The organism is Mycolicibacterium brumae (assembly GCF_025215495.1).
Lineage (GTDB): Bacteria > Actinomycetota > Actinomycetes > Mycobacteriales > Mycobacteriaceae > Mycobacterium > Mycobacterium brumae.
The window spans coordinates 76,181-96,396 of record NZ_CP104302.1; the positions used below are offsets into that span (position 1 = coordinate 76,181).

Genomic DNA, 20,216 nt, shown 5'->3' on the forward strand with positions numbered 1-20,216 from the left:
GCTAGCTGATCCGGCTGATGCGCTCGAGCTGGACCGGCGGGGCGCCGTCGGAGTGCGGCAGTTGCTGGGCGACGCCGTCGACCACGCGGGTGACGGTTCCGGTCTCCCGGTCGAAGTTCAGCGTGCCGTGCTGGAAGTTCTGCTTGATCCACTGCGGTTCGGCGATCTCGCGGCTGGTGGGCAGGCCCAGCAGGCCGCGTTCGAAGCCGAGGGTGGCCCAGGCGGTGTAGATCGCGCCGGTCAGCGGCTTGGCGCCGGTGCTCGGCGACCAGTACACCGCGCCGCGCTCGAAGGTCGCGTAGCGGGCGTCGCCGGCCGCCGCGGACTCCGGGGAGGTCGGCATGCCGAGCAACCCGTTCCCGGCGCCGGTGTTCTGCCAGGTGGCGTAGATCGCGCCGCCGCGCAACTGATCCTCCAGGGTGCGCGGGGGCGCCGGCCGGTCGAAATGCGCGGCGATCTGGCGGATCTCGGCGAGCTTGGTGTAGCCGACCGCGCCCGGGCATTCGGTGATCCCGACGTCGCGGTGGGCGAAGATCGTCGGCAGCGTTGGCGTGGCGCCGGCCGGGAAGAAGGTGTGCGCGCCGCCAGCGGAGGTCAGCCGCACGGTGCCGTTCGGGTCGACGTGGTCCAGCGCCAACCGCCAGCCCAGCAGCCGGCCGGTGTTGCGCAGCTGGATCTCGGTGGGCGCTTCGGTCTCGAAGTCGCCGAGCATCGCCACGCCCCAGGTGTCCAGGTTGAACCCGCCGGTGTGCGCGCCCTCGACGGGCCGGTCCAGGCCGCCGGCGCGGCCCTCGAACACCTGGCCGTACTTGTCGACCAGCGCGTTGTAGGCCATGTCGCACCAGCCCAGGGTGACGGTGTGATACGCGTAGATCGACCGGACGATGGCCGCGGATTCCTCCGGCGAGTAGTCGTTGCTGCCCGCGGTGTGGTGCACGACGGCTGCGCGCACCCCGGCGTCGTAGGTCGGGCTGCCGCAGCGCAGCAGCCCCTCGTCGGCGCCCCATTGCGCGCGGCTGATGACCGCCGGCGGCTGACCGGGGATGATCGCGGCGGTCGGCAGGTTGAACCCGTCGGCCGGGGCCAGCGGCGGATCGATGAGCACCGCGTTCAGGTTGTTCAGCGGCTCTTCGACATTGACCGGCCGGTAGCCGAGGCTGTCGTCGCGGGCGGTGGTGTCCGGCGCGGTGACCGGCGCGTCGTCGGGCCGGGTGACCTTGATCTGCACGGCGTTGGTGCGCCCGACGAAGATCGGGTCGGTGCCCCGCGCCAGGCCGCCGTCGGCCTCCAGCGGGTCCGCCTCGTACCACTGGCCCCAGCTGCCGTCGGATTGGCGGGCGCGGAACTGCGCGGAGGTGCCGGTCAGGTCGTCGCCGGTGAGGGCGACCATGGAGAACGGCTGGTCCCGGTTGATCTCCCGGATGGTGGTGCCGCCGGCCACTTCGGGCAGCGGCTGCTCGACGACGGAGACGTCGGCGGCGCTCGGGCGGGGGCGTTCCTGGGGCAGGCCGTTGACCGCCCAGGGCAGCAGCACGGCGGTCACCGCAATCGCGGAGAGCAGCGGGCGGGGCGACGGCACGAGGCAGATGTTACGGATGTGTCATGTGTGGAATTTGATACGACACGGTGTTATTGGGAAGAAAGTTAATACGCAACGGCACCGCAGGGGAACGAGCCGCCCTGCGGTGCCGTTTTGTCACAAGCCTTCGAATGAACGACCTGTCAGCTGGTGGGGATCGCCGCGGCGATGGCCGGGGCGGCGTTGGCCGCGGCCTCGACCGGGGCGGCGGCCGTGGTGGCGGCGTTGGTGGCCGCGGCCACCGGCGCCTGGGCGGCGGCCGGAGCCGTCTGCTGGATGGCGCCCATGATGGTCGGCATCAGCACGCCCTTGAGCAGGTCGACGGCCTGGCCGGCGCCCAGCGAGTTCGCGGCGCTGCTCAGATCGCTGATCAGGCCCGGCTTGCTGGTGGGAACGGTGCCCAGCCCGCTCAGCGACGGGTCGCCGAGGATCGGGTAGGTGTCCGCGCCGAGTCCGATCGGGGCGGCGATCGGCTGCTCGCTGGGCAGGCCGATCGGGTTGCCGACGCCCAGCGGGCTGGTCAGGTCCGTGCCGGTGCTGATCGGCGAGGTGCCGGCCGGGGTCAGCGCCGGGTTGGTCAGACCGGTGTTGAGGTCCACGCTGCCCGGGGTGGTGGTCAGGCTGGCGCCGTCGGTGCTCAGGCCCGGGGTGGTGGTGGTCAGACCCGGGGTGCTCAGACCGGTGGTCGGATCAGTCAGACCCGGAGTGGTCGTGGTCAGGCCGGGTGCGGTGGTGGTCAGGCCCGGCGTGGTCAGGGCGGCCGACGGATCGGTCAGGCCCGGCGTGGTCAGGCCCGGCGAGGTCAGCCCGGGGGAGGTCAAGCCGGGGGAGGTCAAGCCGGGGCTGGTGAGCCCGGGCGAGGTGAGGCCGGGGCTGGTCAGGCCGGTGATCGGCTGAGCGCCGGCGGGGTTCAGGCCGGTGGGCAGCGGCGGGATGTTCACCCCGAACTGGGACAGACCGGAGGTCAGGGCGCTCAGCAGCTCATTGGGCAGGTCGGTGATGAACGCTGCCTGGACGAAATCGCGCTCCTGGGGGGCCGGCTTGGAATCAGCGACCAGTTCGGAGGCGGCAACGACTGCGAACGGACTTGCGACGGCCATGGCGGCGACCGCGCTCAGGGCCCTCGAGAGCTTGCGTCGACGACGGTTCGGCACGGGAAGTCTCCTCAATATCTGTATTGGCCACACGGGTGCGGCTTCGACGCTGTCGATGTTACGAGTGAGACTGGTGTGATTAGAGTGACGAGATGCAATCGTGAGGGAACCGCGACACCGGGATGTCCGAACGGTTATCGGAGTGGTACCCCGCCCCCGCGTGTCGAGCGCGCGGAGATTGACTGGGCGCGGTGGGACAAGGCGCGCGGCGGGGTCGGATACCCTAGCTGCCGATGACTGATCGCTTTGACCTCTACGTTGTGGGCTCCGGATTCTTCGGCCTGACCATCGCCGAGCGGGTGGCCACCCAGCTGGGCAAACGGGTGCTCGTCGTGGAGCGCCGGCCGCATATCGGCGGCAACGCCTACTCCGAGCCGGAGCCGCAGACCGGCATCGAGGTGCACCGTTACGGCGCGCACCTGTTCCACACCTCCAACAAGCGGGTGTGGGACTACGTGCGGCAGTTCACCGAGTTCACCGGCTACCAGCACCGCGTCTTCGCCATGCACAACGGGCAGGCCTACCAGTTCCCGATGGGCCTGGGCCTGGTCGCGCAGTTCTTCGGCCGCTACTACTCGCCGGACGAAGCGCGCGCGCTGATCGCCGAGCAGGCCGCCGAGATCGACACCGCCGAGGCGGCGAACTTCGAGGAGAAGGCGATCAGCCTGATCGGCCGCCCGCTCTACGAGGCGTTCATCAAGGCCTACACCGCCAAGCAGTGGCAGACCGACCCCAAGGAACTGCCCGCCGCCAACATCACCCGGCTGCCGGTGCGCTACACCTTCGACAACCGCTACTTCAACGACGCCTACGAGGGCCTGCCGGTCGACGGCTACACCGCCTGGCTGCAGAACATGGCCGCCGACGACCGCATCGAGGTCCGACTGGACACCGACTGGTTCGACGTGCGCGACGAGTTGCGCGCCGCCAACCCGGACGCCCCGGTGGTCTACACCGGCCCGCTGGACCGTTACTTCGACTACGCCGAGGGCCGGCTGGGCTGGCGCACCCTGGACTTCGAGACCGAGGTGCTGCCCACCGGTGACTTCCAGGGCACCCCGGTGATGAACTACAACGACGCCGACGTGCCCTACACCCGGATCCACGAGTTCCGGCACTTCCACCCGGAGCGGGACTACCCGAACGACAAGACCGTCATCATGCGGGAGTTCTCGCGGTTCGCCGACGCCGACGACGAGCCCTACTATCCGATCAACACCGAAGACGACCGCGCGCTGCTGGCCACCTACCGGGCTCGGGCGAAGGCGGAGACCGACGCCGCGGGCGTGCTGTTCGGCGGGCGGCTCGGCACCTACCAGTATCTGGACATGCACATGGCCATCGCCAGCGCGCTGAGCATGTACGACAACGTGCTGGCGCCGCACCTGCGCGACGGCGAACCGCTGTCGCCGCGGCCCCAGCAGGAAAGCTAGGCACCACCATGACCGACTCCAAAGCCGTCAGCCTGCTGTCCCGGGTGATCCTGCCGCGGCCGGGCGAGCCGCTGGACGTCCGCAAGCTCTACATCGTCGAATCCGACACCAACGCCCGGCGCGCGCACGCGCCGACGCGCACCTCGTTGGAGATCGGCGCGGAGTCCGAGGTGTCCTTCGCCACCTACTTCAACGCGTTCCCGGCCAGCTACTGGCGGCGCTGGACGACGGTCACCTCGGTGGTGCTGCGCGTCGAGCTGACCGGCGCTGCCCGGGTGGACGTGTACCGGTCGAAATCCACCGGCGCCCGGATCAGCGTCACCGGGGCCTCGGTCAACAGCGATACCCCCGCGGTCGTCGAACTCGAGATCGGCCTGGAGCCGTTCGAGGACGGCGGCTGGATCTGGTTCGACATCACCACCGACACCAAGACCGTCGTGCACAGCGCCGCCTGGCACGCGCCGGTGGCAGCCCCCGGCCGGGCCGACGTGGCCGTCGGCATCCCCACCTTCAACCGCCCCGAGGACTGCGTCAACGCGCTGGCGGCGCTCACCTCCGACGCGCTGGTCGACGAGGCGATCGGCGCGGTCGTCGTCTCCGACCAGGGCAGCCGCAAGGCCGTCGACCATCCGGGTTTCGCCGAGGCGGCCGCCGCCCTCGGCGACCGGCTCAGCATCCACAACCAGCCCAACCTGGGCGGCTCCGGCGGCTACAGCCGGGTGATGCTGGAGGCGCTGCGCACCACCGACTGCCAGCAGATCTTGTTCATGGACGACGACATCCGCATCGAGCCGGACTCCATCCTGCGGGCGCTGGCCTTCAGCCGGTTCGCCAAGACCCCGACGCTGGTCGGCGGGCAGATGCTGAACCTGCAGGAGCCGTCGCACCTGCACGTGATGGGCGAGGTGGTCGACCGCTCCAACTTCATGTGGACCAACGCGCCGTTCACCGAGTACGACCACGACTTCGCCAAGCACCCGCTGGTCGTCGACCCCAGCGAGGACCCGCACCGCAACCACAAGAGCCTGCTGCTGCACCGGCGCGTCGACGTCGACTACAACGGCTGGTGGATGTGCATGATCCCGCGGCAGGTGGCCGAGGAGCTCGGCCAGCCGCTGCCGCTGTTCATCAAGTGGGACGACGCGGACTACGGCCTGCGCGCCGCCGAGCACGGCTACCCGACGGTGACCCTGCCCGGCGCGGCGATCTGGCACATGGCCTGGAGCGACAAGGACGACGCCATCGACTGGCAGGCGTACTTCCACCTGCGCAACCGGCTGGTCGCCGCCGCCATGCACTGGGACGGCGACGTCAAGGGCCTGGTCGCCAGCATGGTCAAGGCCACCATCAAGCACCTGATGTGCCTGGAGTACTCGACCGTCGCCATCCAGAACAAGGCCATCGACGACTTCCTGGCCGGCCCGGAGAACCTGTTCGACATCCTGGAGTCGGCGCTGCCGGAGGTGCACCGGATCCGCAAGGAGTACCCCGACGCCGTCGTGCTGCCGGGCGCCACCGCGCTGCCGCCCGCCTCCGGGCGCACCGGCCCGCCACGCCCGCCGGTGGCCAAGCCGATGATCGCGCTGCGGCTGCTGCAGGGCATCCGGCACCAGCTGCGCCCGGCCGACCCGGAATGCCACGTCCGCCCGCAGCTCAACGTGCCCACCCAGGACGCCCGCTGGTTCCTGCTCTGCAAGGTCGACGGCGTCACCGTCACCACCGCCGACGGCCGCGGGGTGGTGTTCCGGCAGCGCGACCGCGCCAAGGCCGCCGCGCTGCTGCGCGACTCGCTGCGCCGCACCGCCAGGCTGCGCCGCGAATTCGACACCATGCGCCGGCGCTACCGCGACGCGCTGCCGATGCTGTCCAGCCGGGAGAAGTGGGAATCGGTCCTGCTGGAGCCGACCACCACCGGGCCCAAGGACGGCGCGAAATGACGACTCCCGACGGCGTGCCCGCCGAGGACGACGCCCGCGAATTCCCCGGCGACCCGGACGCGCCGAACGCCGAGGAGACAGCGCTGGTCGTGGTCCAGACCGCGCTGGCCGATCGGCCCGGCGTGCTGCCGACCGCCCGCGGCATGTCGCATTTCGGCGAGCACAGCCTGGGCTGGCTGGCGATCGGCGCGCTGGGCGCGCTGACCTCCCGCCGTCACCGCCGGGACTGGCTGACCATGATGGTCGGCACGTTCGCCGCGCACGCCGCGGCCGTGGTCATCAAGCGGGTGGTCCGGCGCCCGCGCCCGCACCACCCGGACATCGCGATCAACGTCGGCACCCCGAGCAAGCTCAGTTTCCCGTCCGCGCACGCCACCTCGACCACCGCCGCGGCGCTGCTGATGGCCCGGGCGACCGGGTCCAAGCTGCCCTGGCTGGTGGTCGCTCCGATGGCGCTTTCCCGGATGGTGTTGGGTGTGCACTACCCCAGTGATGTGGCCGCCGGCGCGGTCGTCGGCGCCGGGGTGGCGGCGGTGACCGCCCGGATCAGCGACAGACTGGACGGAGACCAACGATGAGCGACACCCAAACCAAGGTGCCGAGCAACGCCGTCACCGGCGTCATCAAGGCGATGCGCCCGCGCCAGTGGGTGAAGAACCTGCTGGTGCTGGCCGCGCCGCTGGCCGCGTGGGGCGGCGACCAGCAGTTCGACCACCGCGAGGTGCTGGTCAAGGTCGGCCTCGCGTTCATCGTGTTCTCCCTGGCCGCGTCCTCGATCTACCTGGTCAACGACGCCATGGACGTTGAAGCCGACCGCGCGCACCCGACCAAGCGGTACCGCCCGATCGCCGCCGGCGTGGTCCGGCCCGCGCTGGCCTACGCCGTCGCTGCCGTGCTGGCCGTCGCGGCGCTGGCCATCAGCTACTTCGTCGTCAACCCCAACCTGGCCCTGGTCATCGCGGTCTACCTGGGCATGCAGCTGGCCTACTGCTTCGGCCTCAAGCACCAGGCGGTGCTCGACATCTGCATCGTCAGCTCGGCGTACCTGATCCGCGCCATCGCAGGCGGCGCGGCCGCAGACATCCGGCTGTCCAAGTGGTTCCTGCTGGTGATGGCGTTCGGCTCGCTGTTCATGGCCGCCGGCAAGCGCTACGCCGAACTGCAGCTCGCCGAACGAACCGGCGCCAAGATCCGCAAGTCGCTGGAGAACTACACCAGCAGCTACCTGCGCTTCGTCTGGACGTTGTCGGCCACCTCGGTGGTGCTCTGCTACGGGCTGTGGGCCTTCGAGCGCGACGGCGACACCGGCTCCTGGTTCGCGGTGTCGATGATCCCGTTCACCATCGCGATCCTGCGCTACGCCGTCGACGTCGACGGCGGCGAGGCCGGCGAACCCGAGGACATCGCCCTCGGCGACCGGGTGCTGCAGATTTTGGCCCTGGCCTGGATCGGATCGGTCGTTGCGGCCATCTTCTGGAGCTGATTCCCCGCGCACCGGGCGCCTGCTGGCCGATTTCGGCCTGACCGCGCCCGCGCTGGTGATGCCGAAGTTCCCGTTCACCATGTCCGCGCGGGTCAGCCTGTGGTCCGGGGTGGCGGTCATCGGCGCGCTGTTCGCACTCGGCGCCTGGCAGCGCCGCTGGATCTCCGACGACGGCCTGATCGTGCTGCGCACCATCCGCAACCTGCAGGCCGGCAACGGCCCGGTGTTCAACGCCGGGGAGCGGGTGGAGGCCAACACCTCCACCGCCTGGACCTACCTGAACTGGATCGGCGCCTGGGTCGGCGGCTCGGTGCAGCTGGAGTACGTGGCGCTGGCGCTCGCGCTGGCCTGCAGCGTCGCCGGCGTGGTGCTGGCAATGCTGGGCGCCGGGCGGCTGTACGCGCCGAGCCTGGTCGGCCGCCAGGCGCTGCTGCTGCCGGCCAGCGCGCTGGTCTACATCGCGATCCCGCCGGCCCGCGACTTCGCCACCTCCGGGCTGGAGACCGGCCTCGGTCTGGCCTACATCGGGCTGCTCTGGTGGATGATGGTGTGCTGGTCGCAGCGGCTGCGCTCCACGCCGACCGCCGGCAGCTCCGACGGCCTGCTGTTCACCGCGGCCGTCGCCGCTGTGGCGGGCTTCTCCCCGCTGATCCGTCCGGAACTGGCGGTGCTCGGCGGCCTGGCCTGGCTGCTGATCTTCATCGCCACCCCCGGCTGGCGGCGACGACTGGTGATCTTCATCGCCGGCGCCGCGCTGCCGATCGGGTACCAGATCTTCCGGATGGGCTACTACGGCCTGCTGGTGCCCAGCCCAGCGCTGGCCAAGGAGGCGTCCGGCTCCAAGTGGTCGCAGGGCCTGACCTACCTGGCGAACTTCAACAATCCGTACCTGCTGTGGATCCCGGCGCTGCTGCTGCTCGGGCTGGGTCTGGTGCTGCTGGTGGTGCGCAGCCGGTCCTGGTGGGTGCGCCACGACATCCCGGCCGGCTACAGCTGGCTGACCCGCACCCTGCAGGCCCCGCTGGTGGTGGTCGGGGTGTTCGTCGCCGCCGGCCTGATCCAGGCGCTGTACTGGGTGCACCAGGGCGGTGACTTCATGCACGGCCGGGTCCTGCTGCTGCCGCTGTTCACCATGATGGCTCCGATCGCCGTCATCCCCGTCGTCGTCCCCGACGGCCGGCTGGTGTCCCGGGAGGCCGGCTACCTGCTGGCCGGCGGCACCACGGTGCTGTGGATGATGCTCGCCGGCTGGGCCGCCTGGGCGGCGAACTCCCCGGGCATGGGCCGCGACGCCACCTGGGTCACCGACACCGGGATCGTCGACGAACGCCGGTTCTACTCGCAGGCCACCGGCAACGCGCACCCGCTGACCGCCGCGGACTACCTGGACTACCCGCGGATGCGGGCGGTGCTGGTGGCCATCGAGAACACCCCCGACGGCGCGCTGCTGCTGCCGTCGGGCAATTACGACCAGTGGGACGTGGTCCCGGCGATCCCGCCGCCGGCGGACCTGCCGCCGGACGCCCCGGAGCGGCTCAACCCGCCGCACACCGTGTTCTTCACCAATATGGGCATGGTCGGCATGAACGTCGGACTCAACGTGCGGGTGATCGACCAGATCGGGCTGATCAACCCCCTCGCCATGCACACCCACCGCGTCGAAGGCGGCCGGATCGGGCACGACAAGGATCTGTTCCCGGACTGGGCGGTCGCCGAGGGGCCGTTCCTCGCCGAGCCGCCGTACCTGCCCGCCTACCTGGACGAGAACTGGGTCATCGAGGCGCGCGCCGCGCTGGATTGCCCGGCCACCGAGTCCCGGTTGTTCGGCATCCGCGCGCCCATGACGCCGCGGCTGTTCTTCTCGAACCTGACGCACGCCGCGTCGTTCACCAAATACCGCATCGACCGGGTGCCGAAGTACGAGCTGATCCGCTGCGGGCTGGTGTCGCCGCCGCTGAAGGGCGAGCAGTACGCGGGGTTCCCGGCGACGGGTCCGTAGGGCCAATTGCCTACCGGTACGTCCGCCGGTGAACGTCTTTCGTCAAAATGTGCGCGAAACCGGGGTGGCCACTGGCACATTGCCGCTTACCCCCAGCTTTTCGCGCACATTTTGACGAACATCAGCACTCGCCGACGGCGGGGGTCGAAGCGTCGTTCGTCGAGTGCGCCAACTGATCGATCCATCGTCGAGTGTGCCACCAGATCGAGAATCTAGCGCGATCCACGATCCAGTGGCGCACTCGAAGGCCCGAGTCGATCCAGTGGCGCACTCGATGGCTCGTGCGCGCTTAGATTCCTCTCGAAACCGCCCGGTACCTTTAATCCATGCCATCGACCAAGAGCGCGGATCGGCGCAAGCGGCACCTGATCCTCGGCCTGATCGCCGCCGGCGCTGTCGCCGTCGCCGTCGCGCTGGTGGTGACCATCGTGGTGGTCGTCATCCGGCGGCCGGAATCGCCGGTCACCCCGCCGCCCGACGGCGTCATCACCACGACGCCGACCACGCCCGGGAAGAAGCCGCGCCCGGAGTTCCAGTCCGCGGACTGCCCGGACACGCAGCTGATCGTCATCCCCGGCACCTGGGAGTCCTCGCGTGACGAGGACCCGTTCAACCCGGGCAAGTTCCCGCTGGCGCTGCTGCTGCCGACCACCCGGGCGCTGGCCGGCTCCTTCGACGCCAGCCGCGCGCAGGTCTACACCATCCCCTACACCGCGCAGTTCCATAACCCGTTCGCCGCCGACAAGCAGATGTCCTACAACGACAGCCGTTCCGAGGGCACCCGCGCCACCGTCCAGGTGATGAAGGACATGAACGAGAAGTGCCCGTTGACCAGCTACGTGCTGATCGGGTTCTCCCAGGGCGCGGTGATCGCCGGTGATATCGCCAGCGACGTCGGCAATGGCCGCGGCCCGGTCGACGAGGACCTGGTGCTCGGGGTGACGGTGATCGCCGACGGCCGCCGGATGGACGGCGAGGGCAACCACATCGGGCCCAACCCGACCGGCCAGGGCGCGGAGATCACCCTCGCCGAGGTGCCGCTGTTGGACTCTCTCGGTCTGAAGATGACCGGCCCGCGCGACGGCGGGTTCGGCGTGCTCAATGACCGGGTGAACACCATCTGCGCCGAGGGCGATCTGATCTGCGACGCCCCGACCGGCGCGTTCAATATCGCCAACCTGCCGGCCACCCTGGACACCCTCGCCGGTGGGGCGGGCCAGCCGGTGCACGCCATGTACGCCACGCCGCAGTACTGGGTGCTCGACGGTCAGACCGCCACCCAGTGGACCGAGGCCTGGGCCCGCAACGTCTTGGAGAACGCGCCGCACCCGCCGCACGGCTGATGACGAACCGGAGTCAGCCGATCGAGCACGGCTGATCACTGAAGTAACGGTGTTATGACGGCTGTCTCACCAGGGGCGCGGGGATTTGGACCGGGCCCTACCGACTCGTAACATTAAGAGGACAGTAAGATGGCGTCGGCGAGTCTAAGGGTCTGTACGATCGTGAGACTGTGCCGCCCAATGGAGCGCTGACAGGAGTGACGTATGCCCTTCGAAAACCCCTTCGTCATTGATGGGCGAATCGAGTTCCCCGAAGGCGCCAGCATCGTCGAGCACGTCGAGAAGTGGGCCGAGCTCCGCGGCGACGAGCTCGCCTACCGCTTCCTGGATTTCTCCGTCGAGCGCGACGGCGTCGCCAAGGACCTGACCTGGGCCAAGTTCAGCGCCCGCAACAAGGCGGTGGCCGCCCGGCTCCAGCAGGTCACCGAACCTGGCGACCGCGTCGCCATCCTCTGCCCGCAGAACCTGGACTACCTGGTCGCGTTCTTCGGCGGCCTGTACGGCGGCCGCATCTCGGTGCCGCTGTTCGACCCGTCCGAGCCCGGCCACGTCGGCCGGCTGCACGCCGTCATCGACGACTGCAAGCCGTCGGCGATCCTGACCACCACCGAGGCCGCCGAGGGCGTGCGCAAGTTCTTCCGCACCCGGCCCGCCAAGGAGCGTCCGCGCGTCATCGCCGTCGACGCCATCCCCGACGAGGTCGCCGCCACCTGGGTCGAGCCGGAGCGGCCCGACGAGACCACCATCGCCTACCTGCAGTACACCTCCGGGTCCACCCGCATCCCCACCGGCGTGCAGATCACCCACCTGAACCTGGCCACCAACGTGCTGCAGGTGGTCGAGGCCCTGGAAGGCGAGGAAGGCGACCGCGGCCTGTCCTGGCTGCCGTTCTTCCACGACATGGGCCTGATCACCGCGCTGCTGTCGCCGATGATCGGCTACAACTTCACCTTCATGACCCCGGCCGCGTTCGTCCGCCGCCCGGAGCGCTGGATCCGCGAGCTGGCCCGCAAACCCGGAGACACCGGCGGCACCATCTCCGTCGCGCCGAACTTCGCGTTCGACCACGCCGCCGCGCGCGGCGTGCCGAAGGAGGGTTCCGCGCCGCTGGACATGTCCAACGTCAAGGCCGTGCTGAACGGCTCCGAGCCGATCTCGGCGGCCACCGTGCGCCGGTTCAACGAGGCGTTCGGCCCGTTCGGCTTCCCGCCCAAGGCGATCAAGCCGTCCTACGGCCTGGCCGAGGCGACCCTGTTCGTGTCCACCACCCCGAGCAGCGACGAGCCGACCATCATCTCGGTGGACCGCGATGAGCTGAACACCGGCAAATTCGTCGAGGTCCCCGACGACTCGCCCAAGGCGGTCGCCCAGGCCGGCGCCGGCAAGGTCGGCCTCGACGAGTGGGCCGTCATCGTCGACAACGACAGCGCCACCGAACTGCCCGATGGCGAGATCGGCGAGATCTGGATCAGCGGCAAGAACATGGGCACCGGCTACTGGGGCAAGCCGGAGGAGACCAAGGAAACCTTCCAGAACATCCTCAAGTCGCGCACCACCCCGTCGCACGCCGAAGGAAACGCCGAAGACGCCACCTGGGTCCGCACCGGCGACTACGGCGCGTACCACAACGGCGAGCTGTTCATCACCGGCCGCGTCAAGGACCTGGTGATCGTCGACGGCCGCAACCACTACCCGCAGGACCTGGAGTACTCCGCGCAGGAAGCCAACCGGGCGCTGCGGGTCGGGTACGTCGCGGCCTTCTCGGTGCCGGCCAACCAGCTGCCCGACGCGGTGTTCGAGGACACGCACTCCGGCCTGCACCGCGACCCGGATGACAGCTCCGAGCAGCTGGTGATCGTGGCTGAGCGGGCCGCCGGCGCGCACAAGCTGGAACCGCAGCCGATCGCCGACGACATCCGGGCCGCCATCGCGGTGCGCCACGGCGTCACCGTGCGCGACGTGCTGCTGACCCCGGCCGGAGCGATCCCGCGCACCTCCAGCGGAAAGATCGGCCGGCGCGCCTGCCGCGCGGCCTACCTGGACGGGTCGCTGCGCGAGGGTCGCGTCGCCAACGCCTTCCCCGACGAGACGGACTGAACCACCACCGCCCCGGTAGCGCGGCGAGTGAAGCCAGAAGAGGTAAGAGAGCTGATGTCTGAAGACAACGCCACCAACGACGCGGTCGAGGCGGCGTCGTCGACGCCGACCCAGCGAACCGAAATGTCCGTCCCGGAGATGCGGGAATGGCTGCGCAACTGGGTGGCCAACGCCACCGGTCAGCCGGCCGACGGCATCAATGAGTCCGCGCCGATGGTCGAACTCGGCCTGTCCTCGCGCGACGCGGTGTCCATGGCCAGCGACATCGAAGACCTCACCGGCGTCACCCTGACCGCCACCGTCGCCTTCCGGCACCCCACCATCGAGGCGCTGGCGCAGGTCATCGTCGAGGGCGAGCCGGAACCCGAAGGCGCCGACGACGACGCGGACTGGTCCCGTCCCGCCGACATCGACCCCGCCACCGCCGACATCGCGATCGTCGGGCTGTCCACCCGGTTCCCCGGGGATATGAACACCCCCGACGAGACCTGGGCCGCGCTGCTCGAGGGCCGCGACGCCATCACCGACCTGCCCGAGGGCCGGTGGGAGGAATTCCTCGACGAGCCCCGCATCGCCGAGCGGGTGGCCCGCGCCCGCACCCGCGGCGGCTACCTGAGTGACATCAAGGGCTTCGACGCCGAGTTCTTCGCGCTGTCGAAGATGGAAGCCGACAACATCGACCCGCAGCAGCGGATGGCGCTGGAGCTGACCTGGGAAGCCTTGGAGGACGCCAGGATTCCCGCCTCGGCGCTGCGCGGCGAAGCCGTCGGCGTGTTCGTCGGCTCGTCCACCAACGACTACAGCTTCCTGTCGGTCGCCGACCCGACCGCCACCCACCCGTACGCCATCACCGGCACCGCGAGCTCCATCATCGCCAACCGGGTGTCCTACTTCTACGACTTCCGCGGCCCGTCGATGGCCATCGACACCGCGTGTTCGTCCTCGCTGGTCGCCATCCACGAGGGCGTCAAGGCGTTGCGCTCCAAGGAAGCCGACGTGGTGCTGGCCGGCGGCGTCAACGCGTTGATCACCCCGTTGGTGACCATCGGCTTCGACGAGGTCGGCGGCGTGCTCGCCCCGGACGGCCGGATCAAATCCTTCTCCTCCGACGCCGACGGGTACGCCCGCTCCGAGGGCGGCGGCATGGTGGTGCTCAAGCGGCTGGCCGACGCCCGCCGCGACGGCGACGAGATCTACGCCGTCATCGCCGGTTCCGCGGTCAACCACGACGGCCGGTCCAACGGCATGCTCGCCCCGAACCCGGACGCCCAGGCCGAGGTGCTGCGCAAGGCCTACAAGGACGCCGGCGTCGACCCGCGCACCGTCGACCTGATCGAGGCGCACGGCACCGGCACCATCCTCGGCGATCCGATTGAGGCCGACGCGCTGGGCCGAGTCATCGGCCGCGGCCGCCCCGCCGACAAGCCTGCGCTGCTGGGCGCGGTGAAATCCAATGTGGGACACCTGGAGTCGGCGGCCGGCGCGGCGTCCATCGCCAAGATCGCGCTGGCCATCCGCAACGACAAGATCCCGCCGTCGATCAACTACGCGGGCCCCAACCCGTACATCGACTTCGAGAAGGAGCGGCTGAAGGTCGTCGACGAAGTCAGCGACTGGCCGCGCTACAGCGGGCACAAGATCGCCGGTGTGTCCGGCTTCGGCTTCGGCGGCGCCAACGCGCACCTGGTGGTCCGCGAGCTGCTGGACTCCGACCTGGTGGAGCCCGAGCCCGCAGAGCCCGAGCACAAGACGATCGACATCGCCGCCGAATCCGAGGAGTCCGGCTTCTCCAGCGGGCTGCGGATGGACGAGTACGGCGAGTTCATCGACGAGGCGCTCGAGCACGCCAACGACGGCGACGCCTACGAACTGCCCGAGTTGACCGCGGAAGCGATCGCGCTGCGCGACGCGGCGCTGGCCGAGCTGGCCGCCGCCGAAGCGGAGAACCCGCACAAACCCGTTGTGCCGCTCGCAATTTCGGCGTTCCTCACCTCCCGCAAGCGGACCGCCGCAGCCGAGCTGGCCGACTGGATCGACAGCGAGGCCGGCCGCGCCACCCCGCTGGAGGCGATCGGGCGCTCGCTGTCCCGCCGCAACCACGGCCGCTCCCGCGCGGTCATCCTGGCCCACGATCACGACGAGGCCGTCAAGGGTCTGCGCGCCCTGGCCGACGGCAAGCAGAGCCCGCTGGTGCTGGCCGCCGACGGGCCGGTCACCAACGGACCCGTCTGGGTGTTCGCCGGATTCGGCGCCCAGCACCGCAAGATGGGCAAGAGCCTGTACCTGCGGGATGCGACCTTCGCCGAGTGGATCAACAAGGTGGACGCGCTGATTCAGGATGAGCGCGGCTACTCCGTCGTCGAGTACATCCTGGACGACGCGATCGACTACACCGATGCGACGCTGGACTACCCGATCGAGGTGGTGCAGACCGTCATCTTCGCGCTGCAGATCGGGCTCGGCGAGGTGCTGCGCGCGCACGGCGCCGCCCCGGCCGCGGTGATCGGCCAGTCCCTCGGCGAGGCCGCCGCGGCCTACTTCGCCGGCGGTCTGAGCCTGGAGGACGCCACCCGCACCATCTGCTCGCGCGCCCACCTGATGGGCGAGGGCGAGGCGATGCTGTTCGGCGAGTACATCCGGCTGATGGCGCTGGTCGAATACTCCGCCGAGGAGATCGCAACCGTCTTCTCCGACTTCCCGGGCCTGGAGGTGTGCGTGTACGCCGCGCCGACCCAGACCGTCATCGGTGGCCCGCCCGAGCAGGTCGACGCCATCGTCGCCCGCTGCGAAGCGGAGGGCAAGTTCGCCCGCAAGCTGCAGACCAAGGGCGCCAGCCACACCCAGCAGATGGATCCGCTGCTCGGTGAGCTGATGGCCGAACTGCAGGGTATCGAGCCGAAACCCCTTGAGATGGGCTACTTCTCGACCGTGCACGAGGGCGCCTACATCCGCCCGAGCGCCGACCCGATCCACGATGTGGAGTACTGGAAGAAGGGGCTGCGGCACAGCGTCTACTTCACCCAGGGCGTCCGCAACGCCGTCGACTCCGGCTTCACCACCTTCCTGGAGCTGGCCCCCAACCCGGTGGCGCTCATGCAGGTCGGGCTGACCACCATGGCCGCCGGGCTGCCCGACGCGCAGCTGATCGGCACCCTGGCCCGTAAGCAGGACGAGGTCGACTCGATGACCGTGGCGATGGCGACGCTGTTCGTCTACGGCCACCCGCTGGACTTCCGCACCCTGTTCGCGCCCGCGTCGACGGTGACCGACGGTCCGGCCTACGCCGACGTCCCGGCGACGAAGTTCCGCCGGAAGCCGCACTGGCTCAACGCCCGCTTCACCGGCGACAGTTCGGTGATGATGCCCGGCAACCACGTCGCCACCCCGGACGGCAGGCACGTCTGGGAGTACGCGCCCAAGGGCGAGATTTCCGCCAAGGAACTCGCCGCGCTGGTGAAATCTGCTGCCGCGCAGGTGTTCTCGGACGCCACGGTGACCGCGTACGAGCAGCGCGCCATCCCGGCGCCGGACTCGCGGCTGGTCACCACCTTGACTCGGCACCCGGGTGGCGCGACGGTGCAGGTGCACTCGCGCATCGGCGAGTCGTTCACGCTGGTCTACGACGCGGTGGTGAGCCGGGGCGGGGCCGCAGCCGCGTTGCCGGTGGCCGCCGCCGTGGCGGTCACCGCCGAGGCGCTGCCGACCGCCGCCGGGGCGTCGGCCGTCACCGAGGTCGCCGTCGTCGAGGACGAGGATCCCGACGCCGAGATCCTGCACGACCACCTGACCCAGGGCGCCGGCGTCGGCGCCGGGTTCGCCAAGTGGACCCCGGAGTCCGGGGAGACTGTCGGGCACCGGCTGGGCACCATCGTCGGATCGGCGATGGGGTACGAACCCGAGGATCTGCCGCGCGAGGTGCCGCTGATCGAACTGGGCCTGGACTCGCTGATGGCGGTCCGGATCAAGAACCGGGTGGAGTACGACTTCGACCTGCCCCCGATCCAGCTGCAGGCGGTCCGCGACGCCAATGTCAACGACGTCGAGCAGCTGATCGTCTACGCGATCGAGCACCGCGAGGAGCTCGGCCAGCTGCACCAGTTCCAGCAGACCGCCAGCGCCGAGGAAGTCGCAAAGGCGCAGGCCGAGCTGCTCGGCGGGGCCACCACGGCCGCCGAGATGAAGGAACGGCTGGCCTCACTCGATGCCGCAGCCGCCGGGGGCCAGCCGCTGGAGGCCGCCGAGCTGAACGTGTCTGCGGCCGAGGCCGCCAACACCCACCCGGATCTGCCTCCGCCGCCTTCGGAGGGCGAGGGAGTGAGCGCGGAGCCTGCGGAGCGCGGAGCGGACGAGCCCGACAAATCAGGCGCTGCTCCGTCGGGCCCCGGCGGGGCTCCGCTGCCGCCCCCGCCGAGCGACCCGTCCGGTCCGTCCGGTCCGTCCGGCGGTGCGGCCGCCACGCCGGCCGACCCGGCCAACCCGAACCTGGCCGCGGCCGCCGCGGCGCTCAACCAGGAGGCCGTCGCCGCCGCGCTGAACGCCGACGTCCCGCCCCGGGACGCCGCCGAGCGGCTCACCTTCGCCACCTGGGCGATCGCCACCGGCAAGAGCCCGGGCGGCATCTTCAACCCGCTGCCCACCCTGGACGACGCGCAGGCCGAGAAGCTCGCGCAGCGGTTGAGCGAACGCGCCGAGGGCGCCATCACCGTCGACGACGTCCGCAAGGCCGAGACCATCGAGGACCTGGCCACCACGGTGCGCGAGTTCCTGGAGGCCGGTGAGCTCGACGGCTTCGTCCGGACCATCCGCGCGCCGCAGGACGATCAGGTGCCCGTGTTCGTGTTCCACGCCGCCGGCGGCTCCACCGTCGTCTACGAGCCGCTGCTGAACCGGCTGCCGGAGGACACGCCGATGATTGGGCTGGAGCGCGTCGAGGGCACCATCGAGGAGCGGGCCGCGCAGTACGCGCCGAAGCTGCTGGAGCTCAACGGCTGGACCGACGGCAAGAAGGGCAAGCCGTTCCTGCTGGCCGGCTGGTCCCTGGGCGGGGCGCTGTCCTACGCCTGCGGGCTGGCGCTCAAGGAAGCCGGCGCTGACGTCGAGTTCGTCGGCCTTATCGACACGGTCTTCCCGGGCACCCCGATCGAGACCACCTCCGAAGCCGTCCGGGCGCGCTGGGACCGCTACGCGAAGTTCGCCGAGAAGACGTTCAACGTGACGATCCCGGAGATCCCGTACGAGGAGCTGGAGAAGCGCGACGACGCCGGGCAGGTGCAGTTCGTGCTGGACGCGGTCCGCGAGTCCGGGGTGCACATCCCGGGCGGCATCATCGAGCACCAGCGCACGTCGTACCTGGACCAGCGGGCACTCGACGTGGTCAAGCCGAAGCCGTACGACGGGCACGTCACCCTGTACATGGCCGACCGCTACCACGACGACGCCATCACCTTCGAACCCGCCTACGGCACCCGCGCGCCCGACGGCGGTTGGGGCGCCTTCGCCACCGATCTCGAGGTGGTGCAGATTGGTGGGGAGCACATCCAGGCCATCGACGAGCCGATCATCGCCAAGGTCGGCGCGCACATGAGCCAGACCGTCAACCGCGTGCAGAACGAATGGAAGGCAGCCAAGTGACCGAAGGGGCGCCGCACACCACCGCCGCCAAGCTCGCCGAGCTGCGCGAGCGCCTGGAGCTGGCCAAGGAACCGGCCGGCGAGAAGGCCATCGCCAAGCGCGCGAAGAAGGGCATCCCGAGCGCCCGCGAGCGCATCCACGCGCTGCTGGATCCCGGCACGTTCCTGGAGATCGGCGCGCTGTGCAAGACCCCGGGTGACCCAAACGCGCTGCTCGGCGATGGCGTGGTCACCGGCCACGGCCAGATCGACGGCCGCCCGGTCGCGGTGTTCAGCCACGACCAGACGGTGTTCCAGGGCACCGTCGGCGAGATGTTCGGCCGCAAGGTCGCCAAGCTGATGGAGTGGGCTGCCATGGTCGGCTGCCCGATGATCGGCATCAACGACTCCGGCGGCGCCCGCATCCAGGACGCCGTCACCTCGCTCGCCTGGTACGCCGAGCTCGGCCGCCGGCACGAGATGCTGCGCGGCATGGTCCCGGAGATCTCGATCATCCTGGGCAAGTGCGCCGGCGGCGCGGTGTACTCGCCGATCCAGACCGACCTGGTGGTCGCCGTCCGCGATCAGGGCTACATGTTCGTCACCGGCCCGGACGTCATCAAGGACGTCACCGGCGAAGACGTGTCGCTGGACGAACTGGGCGGCGCCGACGCCCAGGCCCGCTACGGCAACATTCACCAGGTCGTCGAGGACGAGGCCGCCGCGTTCCAGTACGTGCGCGACTACCTGAGCTTCCTGCCGTCGAACATCTTCGACGACGCCCCGCTGATCAACCCGGGCCTGGAGCCCGAGCTCACCTCGCACGACATGGAGCTGGACACCATCGTCCCGGACTCCGACAACCAGGCCTACGACATGATGGAGATCCTGCTGCGGATCTTCGACGACGGCGACGTGTTCCAGGTCGCCGAGCAGCGCGGGCAGGCCATGCTCACCGCCTTCGCCCGGGTCGACGGCCGGCCGGTCGGCATCATCGCCAACCAGCCGATGTACATGTCCGGCGCCATCGACAACGAGGCCTCCGACAAGGCCGCCGGCTTCGTCCGGTTCTGCGACAGCTTCCACCTGCCGCTGGTGTTCGTGGTGGACACCCCCGGCTTCCTGCCCGGCGTGGAGCAGGAGAAGGGCGGCATCATCAAGCGCGGCGGCCGGTTCCTCAACGCCGTCGTCGAGGCCGACGTCCCGAAGGTGACCATCACCATCCGCAAGTCCTACGGCGGCGCGTACGCGGTGATGGGCTCCAAGCAGCTGTCGGCGGACCTGAACTTCGCCTGGCCGACCGCCCGCATCGCGGTGATCGGCGCCGAGGGCGCGGCCCAGCTGCTGGTGAAGCGGTTCCCGGATCCGACCGCGCCGGAGGTGCAGAAGATCCGCGCCGACTTCATCGAGGGCTACAACCTCAACATGGCCACCCCGTGGATCGCCGCCGAGCGCGGGTTCATCGACGCGGTCATCCAGCCGCACGAGACCCGGCTGCTGCTGCGCCAGTCGCTGAACCTGCTGCGCGACAAGCAGCAGTACCACCGGGTGAACCGCACCCACGGGTTGACCCCGATCTAAA

The 20,216-nt window shown here is 70.0% G+C and carries 11 protein-coding genes; 9 read left to right on the forward strand and 2 right to left on the reverse strand.

Translation table 11 applies throughout. From position 1 onward, the window contains the following. Nucleotide 1: 1 nt before the first annotated feature. Both L2Z93_RS00410 and L2Z93_RS00415 read right to left on the reverse strand, forming a co-directional pair. Nucleotides 2–1,579 (reverse strand): N-acetylmuramoyl-L-alanine amidase, encoded by a 1,578-nt coding sequence (locus L2Z93_RS00410; RefSeq protein ID WP_090587270.1) that lies wholly within the window; start codon nucleotides 1,577–1,579, stop codon nucleotides 2–4. A gap of 143 nt (nucleotides 1,580–1,722) precedes the next feature. Next, nucleotides 1,723–2,733 carry a hypothetical protein gene (locus tag L2Z93_RS00415; protein ID WP_090587267.1) on the reverse strand — a complete coding sequence of 337 codons (1,011 nt, stop codon included), beginning with the start codon at nucleotides 2,731–2,733 and terminating at the stop codon, nucleotides 1,723–1,725. A 233-nt stretch (nucleotides 2,734–2,966) separates the two neighbouring features. Between L2Z93_RS00415 and glf the strand changes: the two genes are divergently transcribed. From glf to L2Z93_RS00460, 9 genes are all read left to right on the forward strand, one after another. Further along, a complete protein-coding gene (glf, locus tag L2Z93_RS00420) occupies nucleotides 2,967–4,166 on the forward strand; it encodes a UDP-galactopyranose mutase (protein ID WP_090587265.1) in 1,200 nt (399 codons plus the stop codon). Nucleotides 4,167–4,174: 8 nt separating this feature from the next. Beyond that, a complete protein-coding gene (locus tag L2Z93_RS00425; protein WP_090587263.1) occupies nucleotides 4,175–6,103 on the forward strand; it encodes a glycosyltransferase in 1,929 nt (642 codons plus the stop codon). Next, entirely contained in the window at nucleotides 6,100–6,681 is a 582-nt protein-coding gene (locus tag L2Z93_RS00430) for a phosphatase PAP2 family protein (RefSeq protein WP_090587260.1), read from the forward strand. The genes L2Z93_RS00425 and L2Z93_RS00430 overlap by 4 nt, the downstream gene beginning before the upstream one ends. Beyond that, nucleotides 6,678–7,586 (forward strand): decaprenyl-phosphate phosphoribosyltransferase, encoded by a 909-nt coding sequence (locus L2Z93_RS00435; protein ID WP_090587257.1) that lies wholly within the window; start codon nucleotides 6,678–6,680, stop codon nucleotides 7,584–7,586. The genes L2Z93_RS00430 and L2Z93_RS00435 overlap by 4 nt, the downstream gene beginning before the upstream one ends. Beyond that, nucleotides 7,564–9,585, forward strand: coding sequence for a terminal beta-(1->2)-arabinofuranosyltransferase (gene aftB / locus L2Z93_RS00440; RefSeq protein ID WP_370745912.1), 2,022 nt, complete (start codon nucleotides 7,564–7,566; stop codon nucleotides 9,583–9,585). The genes L2Z93_RS00435 and aftB overlap by 23 nt, the downstream gene beginning before the upstream one ends. Before the next feature lie 326 nt (nucleotides 9,586–9,911). Next, nucleotides 9,912–10,928: a carboxylesterase Culp6 gene (culp6, locus tag L2Z93_RS00445; protein WP_090587251.1), complete on the forward strand. Its 1,017-nt coding sequence runs from the start codon at nucleotides 9,912–9,914 to the stop codon at nucleotides 10,926–10,928. Between the two features lie 204 nt (nucleotides 10,929–11,132). Continuing rightward, on the forward strand, nucleotides 11,133–13,025 hold the full coding sequence (gene fadD32 / locus L2Z93_RS00450) for a long-chain-fatty-acid--AMP ligase FadD32 (RefSeq protein ID WP_090587248.1): 1,893 nt from the start codon (nucleotides 11,133–11,135) through the stop codon (nucleotides 13,023–13,025). Between the two features lie 54 nt (nucleotides 13,026–13,079). Next, nucleotides 13,080–18,656 (forward strand): polyketide synthase Pks13, encoded by a 5,577-nt coding sequence (pks13, locus tag L2Z93_RS00455; protein WP_162561880.1) that lies wholly within the window; start codon nucleotides 13,080–13,082, stop codon nucleotides 18,654–18,656. Further along, nucleotides 18,638–20,215 (forward strand): acyl-CoA carboxylase subunit beta, encoded by a 1,578-nt coding sequence (locus L2Z93_RS00460; RefSeq protein ID WP_090587245.1) that lies wholly within the window; start codon nucleotides 18,638–18,640, stop codon nucleotides 20,213–20,215. The genes pks13 and L2Z93_RS00460 overlap by 19 nt, the downstream gene beginning before the upstream one ends. Nucleotide 20,216: the final 1 nt, after the last annotated feature.

Excerpts from the sequence above, each read along its gene's own strand:
- fadD32 (WP_090587248.1), top strand. The coding sequence starts at position 11,133 with ATGCCCTTCGAAAACCCCTTCGTCATTGATGGGCGAATCGAGTTCCCC.
- L2Z93_RS00435 (WP_090587257.1), top strand. The coding sequence starts at position 6,678 with ATGAGCGACACCCAAACCAAGGTGCCGAGCAACGCCGTCACCGGCGTC.
- L2Z93_RS00430 (WP_090587260.1), top strand. The coding sequence starts at position 6,100 with ATGACGACTCCCGACGGCGTGCCCGCCGAGGACGACGCCCGCGAATTC.
- L2Z93_RS00425 (WP_090587263.1), top strand. The coding sequence starts at position 4,175 with ATGACCGACTCCAAAGCCGTCAGCCTGCTGTCCCGGGTGATCCTGCCG.
- culp6 (WP_090587251.1), top strand. The coding sequence starts at position 9,912 with ATGCCATCGACCAAGAGCGCGGATCGGCGCAAGCGGCACCTGATCCTC.
- glf (WP_090587265.1), top strand. The coding sequence starts at position 2,967 with ATGACTGATCGCTTTGACCTCTACGTTGTGGGCTCCGGATTCTTCGGC.
- pks13 (WP_162561880.1), top strand. The coding sequence starts at position 13,080 with ATGTCTGAAGACAACGCCACCAACGACGCGGTCGAGGCGGCGTCGTCG.
- L2Z93_RS00460 (WP_090587245.1), top strand. The coding sequence starts at position 18,638 with ATGGAAGGCAGCCAAGTGACCGAAGGGGCGCCGCACACCACCGCCGCC.